Below are 12,072 nucleotides of genomic sequence, written 5' to 3'. Positions count from 1 at the left end.
CCGTTTTATGCATCAACTGAATGGCGAGTTTCGAAAGCATATTTTTTATTTAGAAACACTTTCAAACCCGCCGTTGCGCTACACGATTTATTTTACACGGGAGAGCGTGCCTGTGATGCGAAGCACATTATTTTTCAACGTAAACTTTACGTTGCCGTCGTAGTGATAGGCGGCGTCAGGACTGAACGCGTCCTTTTCAAGCGGGATCTTGCTCCAATCGATGTCGGCCATATTGCTTGCGTCTCCGCCTTGTTTTAAGTATTCGGGTTTGACGACAAAAGCGTCGTCTTTTTTGTCGGTGACGTTTTTTGCGATCTTCGATCCGGTCAGCAGGTTGAAATTTCCCTTTTTATCGGTTTTCAATTCGAACGCGTTCGTTTTGCGGACGAAACGTACGGTTATGACACCTGCGTCTTTCGTCACTTGGAGTCCGTGACTTTTGACAAACGACGGATTTGCAATTGCAAATAAAAATACGCTGCGAAGCCCTGCGGGCATGGAAGCTTTTCTGTCCTTCGTCGGTTCGGCGAAGCGGACTGCGTTGAACGCTCTCGTGGAGCCGTTGAGACTCGCGCCCGATGCGGCGTCGAATTTGTCCTGCACGGTTTCGTTTCCGACCGTCCACGTAAAATAATCGGCATCGTGATTTTTTAAGGAAAGATCCATTTTGTAATCGATCTTTACATCCGTCGCAGGATCGGCTGCGGCAAACGAAAGCGCCGTCGTTAAAAGCACTGCCGACAATATGCCGGTAATCGCCGTTTTTTTCATATAACCTCCGTAAAACTTGTGTATCAAGTTTCGACTATGGTATAGCGAATTTTACAAATGTTAGCAATAGGTAACATTGCCGATGTATACAAGCCCGAATATCGGATGAAATTCCTTTACAATTTTTTTGACACAATTTTTTTGCCGGTTATTGACACGGAAGGGAAAAAATAATATAGTAACCTCTATGTTATGCGCGGGCTATTAGCTCAGTAGGTAGAGCAACGCCCTTTTAAGGCGTGGGTCTGCAGTTCGAATCTGCAATAGCTCATTTTTGCGCGCTTCGGTTGTTTCGAAGCGCGTTTTTTTTTGAGCAGCACCGTTATATCGATCGTTTTCTACAGAGCGTATTTTCGGATTATTTATTTACCTGCGTTTTTTGCAGCGCTTTCACCCGCGATGCGTCCCGAACCGATCGCCCATGAATTCATCATCGCGGTCATCGAGTCGCGGCCGTTTGCACCGCCTACAACGCTTCCGGCTCCGTATAAGTTTTTAACGGGTTTTCCGCCTGAGAGCAGCTGCATGGAAGCATCGGCTTTTAAACCGCCCAAGGTCGTGGAAAAGCGCGGACGCTGTTCTACGATGTAGTATGTGCCGCCCGATGCAAGAGCGACGGGGTTTTTCTTGCCGAATTCGGGATCGGCTCCCTTTGCACAGTTGTCGTTGTATGTTGCGACGGTTGTCTGCAATGCTCTTGCGTCTATGCCCATAGTTTTTGCCAGCTCGTCAAGATTTGCGCTCTTTGCGATTACGGGTTTGCCGTCGTTTGAAATATTGTACCAATTGTCGATATCGCTTTCGGATGCGACGAGTTTGTCTTCAAGGCTCTTTGCCACGTATGCGCGGTATGCATCTTCGTCCATTAAGAGATACAGGATTTTGTCGCTCTGCGCTACGGTCGCTTCCGTCTGTGCCGCGAGCGTTCCCGTTTCATTTACGACGCGAACACCCTTTGTATTTACGTATATCGTTCCGTGCCCGTTGGAAGCGGCCGTAGAAGATGCCGTCGCCGCAAGCGCTCTTCCGGGAGTTGTTTCTACGCCCTGTGCGTAGACTTTTACGCAGTCGAGGTTAATCGTATCTATGCCGATCGCTTTTGCCATCGTAAAACCGTCTCCCGTGTCCGTACTGCGTCCGTAAAACATATACCCCGTGAGGGTATTCGGAAGAAGCTTCGCGTTCGCTCCGTAACCGCCCGAGGCGATAACGGTGGAAGCCGCTTTGATCGTAATTTTCGCGCCCGATTTGTCGCTTGCCGTAACGCCTTTTACTTCTCCGTCTTCGAAGATGAGGGATTCACCTTTTGTTTCCAAAAGCAATGTTCCGCCGAGGTTTTCAAAATTTTTTTGCATTGCGGCAAAGAATGCCGGAGAGCGTCCTACAACGCCGATCTGTCGGTTAGCCGAATGATCGGGGTATTGTGTTGCGGCAACGTTGTACGGCACTTTCATGTCGTCGATGAGCCAGTCTACCGTTTTGCCGATGGTTTTGGTGATCATGGAAACCAAAACGGGATCGTTTACGTTTTTTCCTATACGCATGATATCGCTGTATGCCAGTTCCGGAGAATCTTTGGTTTCTTTTAACTGTTCTCTTTGGAATTTCGAACCGGTCGCGATGAGCGTGCCCGCATTCAGAGCGGTGTCGCCGCCTACCTGTCCGTTCTTTTCGATGAGGATAACCTTTGCTCCCAGCTCTTGTGCCCGTGCAGCCGCGGTTATACCGCCGCCTCCTGCTCCGATGACGACGACATCGCATTCGAGCGTTTTGTCTCCCTCGTTTGCTTTGGAAACCTCTTTAGCGTAATTGCTCGGCTGTCCGCCTGCCTGTTCGATCGCGTTCTGTACGGCCGTTTTAATTGCATAAGAAGTGATCGTCGCGCCGCTTACGGAATCGACGTTTGTAGAATTGTTTTTTACGATCGCTTCGGAAACTTTTGCGATAGCGTTTTCACTTACGCCTGCCGTTTCAGTGTGCTGCGTTACGGCTACCGACGTGATGGCGCCTTTTACAAAATCGACTTCGACGGTGAGCGGGCCGTTGTGGGCGATTGCGGTGCCGGTATAAGTGCCGTCTTTCGCCATGCCTTTTTTTCCTCCGCAGGATGATAAGGCCGCCGCTAAAAATACAATGCCCGAAATACAGGCAATGATACGGAATTTTTTCATATAACCTCCAATAAAAAATAACTATATCTATGAATTATAAAAGATTTCAATAACCGGTACAATCAATTTTTTATTTCCCCTGTTGAAAAAAATATTTGTTGACAATCAATAAAACACGTGTTAATCTATACTTGACGTTGTTAAGTATTACTCGTTTTGCAAAACTTGCTTATACATGAACATTGTAAAGGAGGATTTTCTATGAGTGAGAAGAGGCTTGAATTCATCGGCGGAAACGGAATTTCTTTATTACCGTTTATCGTATTTATCGTAATTACGATAGGATTATCGTTTGTCAATGCAGCAGATCTCAATATGATGATTGCATCGGGGGTAATCGGTTTAATCATCGGTATGTTGTTCTGTAAAAACAAAGATATGTATTGGGAACGAATTCTTGTAGGTTTAGGCGATAAAATGGCAATGACAGCCGTTTTAATCTGGCTTATCGTCGGTATATACGGTACGATTTTGCGAAAAGGGCAGTTGGTAGAAGGACTTGTATGGTTGTCCGTCAGGCTCCATTTGTCCGGTTCCGCATTTTGTGCCACTGCATTTTTATTTTCTGCAGCTTTTGCTTTAGCGACAGGAGCCGCTTTCGGAACGGTTGCCGCAATGACACCCATTTTATATCCTGTCGGAGTGATCATGGGATGTAACCCTGCCGTGCTCGGCGGCGCGATTATTTCCGGTGCCTTATTCGGGGATAATATTGCACCGGTTTCCGATACGACAATCGTTTCGTCTACAGGACAGCTATACAGTAAACGCTCAGGATCCGCTGAAATCGGCGGGACAGTACGAAATAGGGTAAAATATGTAATTCCTGCGTTTATCATTTCGATTATACTATATTTTATTTTTGGAGGGGCGGTCGGTTCTTTAAGAATCGGTACGGCTGTTGCAGAAACGCTGGTGGCAAGTCATCAAAACCCTGCAGGCCTTTTAATGTTGATACCTACGGTTATCGTTATCGGTATGGCTGTCAAAGGGCATAACTTATTTGTTACGCTTCCCGTCGGAATCATTGTTGCAACCGGAGTAGGATTGATCGCAGGTCTTTTTGGATTCAATGATCTGTTCAGTATTCAGAACGGAATCGTTTCCGGTGCCCTTCCTGCAGGGGTTGCCGGAATGTTGAATGTTTGTATCCTTCTTATGGTTATCGTTTCAATGGGAGATTTATTGATTTCAAGCGGCTATATGGAAGAACTTGTTGAAAAATTGTCAAAGAATATTAAAACAACAAGACAAGCGGAATTTTTAATATTTCTATTTTCAACCGCTTTTTCGGTTTTAATCAGCGCCATCAATACGATACCGAATATCTGCGCTTCGCCGTTGGTCAATGCGTTGGGCCAAAAAGCAAAATTGCATCCGTATCGCAGAGCAAATTTTTTGGCTGTTGCCTGCGATTCATTTAATGCATGTATGCCTTTCGGCGGTTCCGTATTGCTTTTATTGGGCTGTATCAAAACGCTGTCGGCCGATGCTTCATACATTACCGTTCCGGCACCGAGCGATTTTTTGGCAACTTGTTTTTATCCGTGTATTTTATGGGTCGTCATGTTTGTTGCGATTTTGACCGGCTGGGGTCGTATTTACGAAGGCGAAAACGGCGAGCCCGTTAAAACTATGCCGAACGACTAATCCGAATTATGAGAACTATGAGGAGCGTTTTATGATCAAAGCAAAAATTATAAACAGCCGCGGACAAGATATGGTTTGTTTGATTGAATATAAAAATGAAAAAGATAGGGGTAAAAAAACGATCATTTACAAGCACGGTTTTTGCGGAATAAAATTACTCCTCATAGAATGATGGTAAATCTCGGGCATGATCTCGTGGAAGAAGGCTACACCGTCGTTCGTTTCGATTGTGCCGGTGCGGGCGACAGTGAAGGCGATTGGACATACATGACAATTTCCGGTGAAACCGAAGACTTCAAGAAAATTCTTCACTGGGTAAAAGACGTATTGACTCCGGAAAAAACAATGATACTCGGATATAGCATGGGCGCTCTTGAAACCGCCCTTTGCTGTAGAGAAATTTTGCTGGACGGAATATTATTTTGGAGTCCTGTCAGCAGAGCATACGAATGTTTTATGCATTTGCTCGGAAAAGAACGATTTACCTACGGTATGGCGGGGAATAATGTGGATTTTATGGGTGATAGAATCGGAAAAGAATTTTTTCGAGATATAAAAGACAATCCGTTGGACGGCATAGCTGCAATTAAGGATTTTGAAAAGCCCGTATATTTTATTCACGGTGATGCGGATACCGATGTTTTACCCGAAAATTCCGAACGCTATATGGAAGTGCTGCCGCATGCCGAACGTAAATTCGTGCGGGGCGCGGGACACGGTTACGACGGTTGGGAAAAGCAAGACGACCTTTAGAAATATTCGAAAGAGTATATCCGTAGAATTATGAAATAAACTATAAACATCAACAGGGATCGACATGGACATTACGGAATTAATTAAAAAAAATCCTATCATAAAAAATATCTCCGAAGGGGAAGAAGTCTGCTGGATTAATCCAAATGCAACGAATTTCAAATCGGCAATAGAAAACCTTTCAGTACATGAGGCCGATATAGACGATGCGGAAAAACGCTTACAGAGATTTTCATCGTTTATTCAAACATGTTTTCCGGAAACTGCCGAAACGAACGGACTGATCGAATCTCCGTTACAAGAGATCGGTGCGATGAAAAAAAGATTGCATTGCGATTACGGCGTTCGAATTTACGGAAAATTGCTGCTCAAAAGGGATAGCGATTTGGCTGTTGCCGGTTCCGTTAAAGCGCGAGGCGGTATATACGAAATTCTTAAATATGCTGAAGATCTTGCCCTTCAGCACAATAAGATACACGTAAACGATGATTACTCGAAATTTGCCGATTCTGCGATGAAAGCCTTTTTTTCAGAATACACAATCCATGTCGGTTCCACCGGGAACTTAGGTCTTTCTATCGGAATTATCAGCGCAGCGTTAGGCTTTACCGTTTTTGTTCACATGTCTGCCGATGCGAAACAATGGAAAAAAGAACTCTTGCGCTCGAAAGGCGTCAATGTTATCGAATATGCAGGAGACTACGGCAAAGCTGTCGAAGAAGGAAGACGACGCGCCGCTTCCGATCCGAAAAGCTACTTTGTCGATGACGAAAATTCAAAAAACTTATTCCTCGGTTATGCGGTTGCGGCAAAAAGACTAAAAAAACAATTGGAAGAAAAAAACATAAAAATGGATTCGGATCATCCGCTTTTTTTGTTTATTCCCTGCGGCGTCGGAGGCGCTCCGGGAGGACTGACATTCGGGATAAAACATATATATAAAGATAATGTCCATGTTTTCTATATTGAACCGACCCAAGCATGCTGCATGTTGCTGGGATTGATAACAGGTATGCACGATCGAATCTGTGTTCAAGACGTACATCTGTCGGGTAAAACGGAAGCTGACGGCTTAGCTGTCAGCAGACCGTCAAAATTCGTCGGTAAAACAATATATAAAATGGTAGCCGGTGAATGTACGGTAAAGGATGAAAGACTGTACCGATACATGAAAGCGCTGTCGGATACCGAAAATATTTTTATCGAACCGAGTTCCTGTGCGATATTTGAAGGCGTAGTTCAGCTGGCAAAATCGTCTGTTTTTCAAGATTACCTCGCAGAACAAAGATTATCCGATAAAATGGAAAACAGTATCCAAATTGCATGGGCAACCGGAGGACGTCTCGTACCGGAATCGGTTAAAAACGAATACTATAAAAAAGCATCCGATTTGGAACATCGATCAAAAAGTTAAAAAAGGCAGCTGCATAAAGCGCATCCGGTCTAAGTTTTTAAAACGACGGTGGTGAAACGGCAAAAATGACTTCCACTTTTTTGTCGCTTTGATTAAACCATTTGTGACGGGTTTGCGGAGGAATACGAACGGCATCTCCCGAATGAAGCTGATAGCTTTTTCCGTTTATATATACCGACACGCAGCCTTCTATGATATATGCCGTTTCTTCTCCTTTATGCGAATATTCCTTATCCGACGAAACCGTTTGGGGAGGAATCGTCATAAGTACAAATTCGATCATTCCGCGCGTATTCGGTGTCAATAATCGATAATCGACTTCCTCGCCTTCTTTTCCGATTACATGGTAATTTCCTTTTCTTACGATCAGTTCATCTTCCATCGAAGTATTTTCTTGAAACAATGCATAGAGTGGAAAATCTAATGCTTCTGCAATTTGTCGGAGCGTATTGATAGAAGGATTGACGTTATTATTTTCTATCTGACTAAGCATAGAAGCCGTAACACCGGTACGGGAAGCCAATTCCCGCAAACTTATGCCCTTCATATTTCTGTACTCTTGGATTTTTATACCGAAATTAAAATCTTGCATACATTCCTCATCTGTTTTCAAAATATAATACATTTTATAAGAAAAATTAAGACCAGAACATCTGTCCTTTCACATCGTAAGAATTGCGGAGCGGCATTATGTGTACGGCATCGTATAGGCGCGTGCCGCGTTTTCAAGATTACGCGTTTTCAAAATCATTGACTTTTCCGATGTATGTTTATACAATCGACCGCATACAAACTTTTAGGAAGGCGTATGCCGAAATCGACCGAAGCTGCCCTTGCGCAAAAATTGCTTGAAGACACGGATACCGATTCCCGAACCAGAGTGTATACCGGTCCGACGGAAAAGATCATTACGGTTTTGCTCTGCGTTTGGGTCGTCTTTCAGCTCTATTTCAATACCGTCGGAGTGATGAGCGCCGTAAACCTGCGCGCGTTTCACAGCATCTTTTTACTTTTGTTCGCGTTTCTGTTATATCCTGCAGCAAAAAAAGAAAACAGAAAGCGCCGCTTTCCTCCCGTCGTCGATTTTTTTCTCATCGCTTTTGCTCTTTTTACGTTCGGTTATTTTATACTTCACTATACGGCGGTCGCTCGAGGCGGCGGCCGCGTTACGCCGTTTCAAATTGCAGTTGCCGCTCTTGCGCTTGCCGTCGTTTTTGAAGCGGCCCGCCGCACTTCGGGAAATCTTGCCTTTCTTGCGGCGCTCTTTCTTGCGTATAATTTTTTCGGGAAATATATTCCGGGGCAGCTCGGACACAACGGCTTTACGATAAAGCGCGTACTGGTCACGCAGTTTTGGGGCACTCAGGGAATCTTGGGCGTCGGAGTCGGTGTGTCTGCGACGTATATTTTTTTATTCGTCGTCTTCGGCTCTTTTTTAAAGCACAGCGGTTTTTCAAAATTCATCAATGATTTTTCTTTGACGCTCGTCGGGCGTACGCCGGGAGGGCCTGCAAAAGTCGCCGTCTTAGCCTCCGCCCTCATGGGCATGATAAACGGATCGGCCGTCGCAAACGTCGCAACAACCGGTACGATTACGATTCCGCTTATGAAGCGGACAGGCTATAAAAAAGAATTCGCCGCGGCGGTCGAAGCGACGGCGAGTACCGGCGGCCAATTCTGTCCCCCGATCATGGGCGCCGTCGGCTTTGTCATGGCGGAATTTTTAAACATAAGCTATACGACCGTCATGCTCGCGGCGATCGTGCCCGCGTTTTTGTATTACTTGGGAATTCTGCTCGCCGTTCACTTTGAAGCGAAGCGCATGGGACTTCCCGGTCTTTCGAAAGAGCACATTCCCGATGCCGTAAAAGTGCTGAAAGAGCAGGGGCATCTCGTGCTCCCGCTCGTGCTGCTTATCGCGATGATGGCGAAGGGATTTACGCCGCTTCTTTCGGCAGTCGCTGCGATTTTCGCGGCCGTCGGCGCGAGCTGGCTCCGAAAAGACACTCGCATGACACCCGATAAAATAATCGCCGCCTGCGTCGAAGGCGCGAAGGGTGCCGTCGGAGTGGGTGTGTCCTGCGTTATCATCGGTGTCATTATAGGAACCGTGACGCTGACAAGCCTCGGCCTAAACATGGGCTACGTGATTTTGAACGTCGTACCGAACAAGAGCATCTATTTAACGGGGCTCCTCGTCATGGTTATGTCGACGATATTGGGGATGGGTGTTCCGGGCGTGGCGGCCTACGTCATCGTGCAGGCTGTCGCCGTTCCCGTTTTAATAAAAACAGGCGTACTTCCGATAGCGGCGCACTTGTTTTGTCTCATCTATGCATGCCTTTCGAATATCACGCCGCCGGTCGCAATCAGCTGTTACGTTGCAGCCGGCATCGCAGGTTCGGATCAGCTTAAAACCGGACTGCTTGCCGTGCGGATAGGGCTGGTCGGATTTTTGATTCCGTTTTTCTTTTTGGCAAATCCGGTGTTGCTCATCGGAAGCGGAAGCGCGCCTCTTGCGATGAGCCTCTGGTCTGTGTTTACGGCATCGGTCGGAACGGTCACGCTCGTCGCGGGGCTTGAGGGATGGCTTTTGCGCCGCGCATCCCTTTTCGAACGGCTCTCTCTCATCGCGATCGCCCCTCTTTTGCTCTATGCGGGCGTCGTCTCCGATGCGATCGGTTTTGCGCTCCTCGCTGCGGTGAGCATTTATCAATATGTAAAAAACCGAGTGCCGGCGAAAAAGATTTCCGATTCGGAAAAGCGCTCATAAGCGGAGTTGCTTAAGAATACGGTTACGCGGATGATAGTGCGCTTGCATGTGTTCTGCAAAGCGCGCGGTTGAATTTTTTGAAAATTTTTTGGTTTTTTATAGGAGGTATGATAAAAAGGAAAACGAACAAGTGGTAATGTGATAAGCTGAACAAAGAAAGAGTTCAGCGGGAACCAGGCAAGAGTTCGACATATTTAGTGGAGGCTATGACCTTCGGTTAGGAGAATGAAGAGCTATTGCCGCACCATACGATAGTCGTAAGAGACTGAATGGGAGAATGGGACACATTACCGAATAGACTTTCCGCTGAGTGAGAACGGAGGTCAAGATGACAGTTTACATTGGCGTTGATTTGCACAAAACACAGTTTACCGTGCATGAGCGGACAGAGGAAACGGTTGAAAGCTTTGAGCAGATCAAACAGTATCCGACGACAGAAGTTGGGTATGCGGCATTTCTTGCGAGAATAACGGAGTACAAGATAGGCGGTTTCACTGTGAAAATCGGAGTTGAATCAACCGGCAACACAAGATTCTTCAAGGCTCAGGTAGAAAAAGTGGGAGCGCACGTGACGGTAATCAATACGTTGAAATTCAAGGTAATCAACGAATCGACGAAGAAAACCGACAAGCATGATGCTTCGACGATTTCAGAGTTTCTATCAAAGGATATGCTTCCGGAAAGCTATCTGTGCAGTAAGGGAACGGAAAACTTGAGACGGCTTTTGAAATCAAGGGAGCGGCTGGTTCATTCGATTGTCGGACAAAAGAATGAAATTCATGCGCTTCTGGTGAGTATGGGGCTACAGGATGAAAGTCGAAGCCTCCAAAGTAAAAAAGGGCGCCAGGAAGTTCTGGACACCCTGTCGTCGCGTAGCGACCTCGTGCTCGAAGCACAATCAGTAAAACTGATGATTGAAATTATAGAGCAGATGAGCCAATCGGTCAAGCTGATTGAAAAGCAGTTAAGCGAATTAACGAAAGACGATGAAATGGTTAGTCGTCTTATGACGATTCGAGGCTGCGGAAAAATCACGGCATGGATAATCCGCTCGTACACAGAAGATATAGGTAGGTTTGCCAGTGCGAAGAAATATGCGGCCTTTTGCGGGCTTGTGCCATGGGTACAGGATTCAAATGAAACGGTGAGACATGGCAGAATAACCAAGCGCGGTCCTCAGGAATTGAGAACGGCGTACGTACAGTTGGTGTTGGGAATTCGTCGTTGCAAGGATACTTCGGGATGGAGGATCATGCAGCGACTGGATTATATGAAAAAGAACAAAGGCAGCGGCAAATCGATTGTTGCAGCTGCAAGGAAGATGGCAGAAATCGTGTGGGCGTTGCTCACGGAAAAACAGGACTTTGATTCAACAAAGATGATGGGCAGATATAAACCTATGAGTCTTGCTGAACAAGCCCTCGTTGCCATGAATTAAACAGCTTAGAAAGTCACCTTGTTCATTGACTTTTTATGGGAGTTGTTATGAAAAACGTATCTATGAAGATCGGTTTTGTTGTAATTTTTGCGGCTGCCGTACTTGCAGGCTGCAGCGGGAAAAAAACTGCGGCGGGCGGACACGAAAAAGTGACGATTAAATTTCCGACGGCATCCGCGTCGGGCGCGCTCTATGCGGTAGGAGCCGCGATCACAAACGTGTGGGACACGAAGATCGATTTTGTGAGCGCGTCGAGTCAAGCGTCGAACGGCGGCATCGACAACCTCAATCAGATCGCCGACGGAGAGTCGCAAGTGTCGATCGCCGTGAGCTCGAACTGCTGGCAAAGCTATAACGGCACCGACAGCTTCGATGGCGCTGCGAATAAAAATCTCCGCATCATTGCGGGTTTGTACTTTAATCCGAATCAGGTCGTCGTTACAAAAAAGTCCGGCATCGCATCTCTTTCCGATATCAAGGGTAAACATTTTGCCGTCGCCGCTGCGGGATCGAGCGTTGAAGGCGAATGTAAAAACCACTTTACCGCGGCGGGCTTGAATTATCCGTCCGATATTCAAACCGAATACATCGCGTTCGGAGATGCTGCCGATATGCTCCAAAACGGTACGCTCGACGGCGCATGGATTATGAGCGGCATTCCCGCAGCCGCCGTTTCTCAGGCCTGCTCGTCGGGATGCAATCTCGTCGGAATCGAAGACGATATTTTGGAAAAGCTTCGTTCATCTTATCCGTGGTATGCGCGCTATACGATTCCCGCGGGAACCTATCCCGGACAAAACGCCGATGTCGGAACGACGGCTATTAAAATGTTGATGTTTTGCAATTCGACGCTCGACGATGAAACGGTGTATATGCTTACGAAAACCTTTTGGGAAAACGTCGACGAGCTCGGAAACGCGCAGCGTAATTTAAAAGGCTTGACGGCGCAGGATGCGGTAAAAGACATTGCAGGGTTGCCGCTGCACGAAGGCGCGAAGCGCTATTACCGCGAAATCGGCGTTTCCGTCGATTGACGGGACGGCGAGATATAAGCATACATTGATACAACGTACGTTTGCAAAGCATTTGGAAAAAAATTAAA

General features: G+C 46.5%; 10 protein-coding genes and 1 tRNA gene. 8 read left to right on the top strand and 3 right to left on the bottom strand.

All coding sequences use genetic code 11. The annotated features are described in order from the left end of the window. Positions 1-87 precede the first annotated feature (87 nt). Positions 88-771 (bottom strand): hypothetical protein, encoded by a 684-nt coding sequence (locus HRI97_RS09140; protein ID WP_180485381.1) that lies wholly within the window; start codon positions 769-771, stop codon positions 88-90. Between the two features lie 198 nt (positions 772-969). On the opposite strand from HRI97_RS09140, the gene HRI97_RS09135 reads away from it, so the two are divergent. Then, a tRNA-Lys gene (locus tag HRI97_RS09135) sits at positions 970-1,042 on the top strand. Positions 1,043-1,133: 91 nt separating this feature from the next. Here the strand turns inward: HRI97_RS09135 and HRI97_RS09130 are convergent. Next, positions 1,134-2,942 carry an FAD-dependent oxidoreductase gene (locus HRI97_RS09130; RefSeq protein WP_253725156.1) on the bottom strand — a complete coding sequence of 603 codons (1,809 nt, stop codon included), beginning with the start codon at positions 2,940-2,942 and terminating at the stop codon, positions 1,134-1,136. Positions 2,943-3,143: 201 nt separating this feature from the next. On the opposite strand from HRI97_RS09130, the gene HRI97_RS09125 reads away from it, so the two are divergent. The 4 genes from HRI97_RS09125 to dsdA all read left to right on the top strand — a co-directional run bounded on the left by HRI97_RS09125 (position 3,144) and on the right by dsdA (position 6,759). Next, positions 3,144-4,592: a Na+/H+ antiporter NhaC family protein gene (locus HRI97_RS09125; protein WP_253725155.1), complete on the top strand. Its 1,449-nt coding sequence runs from the start codon at positions 3,144-3,146 to the stop codon at positions 4,590-4,592. Positions 4,593-4,623: 31 nt separating this feature from the next. Then, a complete protein-coding gene (locus HRI97_RS09120) occupies positions 4,624-4,764 on the top strand; it encodes a hypothetical protein (RefSeq protein ID WP_253725154.1) in 141 nt (46 codons plus the stop codon). Further along, a complete protein-coding gene (locus tag HRI97_RS09115) occupies positions 4,761-5,345 on the top strand; it encodes an alpha/beta fold hydrolase (protein WP_253725153.1) in 585 nt (194 codons plus the stop codon). The genes HRI97_RS09120 and HRI97_RS09115 overlap by 4 nt, the downstream gene beginning before the upstream one ends. Positions 5,346-5,409: 64 nt before the next feature. Continuing rightward, on the top strand, positions 5,410-6,759 hold the full coding sequence (dsdA, locus tag HRI97_RS09110; RefSeq protein ID WP_253725152.1) for a D-serine ammonia-lyase: 1,350 nt from the start codon (positions 5,410-5,412) through the stop codon (positions 6,757-6,759). A 37-nt stretch (positions 6,760-6,796) separates the two neighbouring features. On the opposite strand, the gene HRI97_RS09105 is transcribed toward dsdA, so the two are convergent. Beyond that, on the bottom strand, positions 6,797-7,351 hold the full coding sequence (locus tag HRI97_RS09105; RefSeq protein ID WP_253725151.1) for a cupin domain-containing protein: 555 nt from the start codon (positions 7,349-7,351) through the stop codon (positions 6,797-6,799). 216 nt (positions 7,352-7,567) lie between these two features. On the opposite strand from HRI97_RS09105, the gene HRI97_RS09100 reads away from it, so the two are divergent. The 3 genes from HRI97_RS09100 (at position 7,568) to HRI97_RS09090 (ending at position 12,004) form a co-directional block, all read left to right on the top strand. Then, the gene (locus HRI97_RS09100; RefSeq protein WP_253725150.1) at positions 7,568-9,532 is read left to right on the top strand and encodes a TRAP transporter permease; all 1,965 of its coding nucleotides are present in this window, start codon (positions 7,568-7,570) and stop codon (positions 9,530-9,532) included. 328 nt (positions 9,533-9,860) lie between these two features. Then, positions 9,861-10,970 carry an IS110 family RNA-guided transposase gene (locus HRI97_RS09095; protein ID WP_253725149.1) on the top strand — a complete coding sequence of 370 codons (1,110 nt, stop codon included), beginning with the start codon at positions 9,861-9,863 and terminating at the stop codon, positions 10,968-10,970. Between the two features lie 47 nt (positions 10,971-11,017). Further along, the gene (locus HRI97_RS09090; protein WP_253725148.1) at positions 11,018-12,004 is read left to right on the top strand and encodes a TAXI family TRAP transporter solute-binding subunit; all 987 of its coding nucleotides are present in this window, start codon (positions 11,018-11,020) and stop codon (positions 12,002-12,004) included. Positions 12,005-12,072 lie beyond the last annotated feature (68 nt).

This window comes from Treponema socranskii subsp. buccale (assembly GCF_024181585.1).
Classification (GTDB): domain Bacteria; phylum Spirochaetota; class Spirochaetia; order Treponematales; family Treponemataceae; genus Treponema_D; species Treponema_D buccale.
Note: the sequence above shows the minus strand (reverse complement) of the source record. Positions and strands in the feature narration are given on the sequence as shown.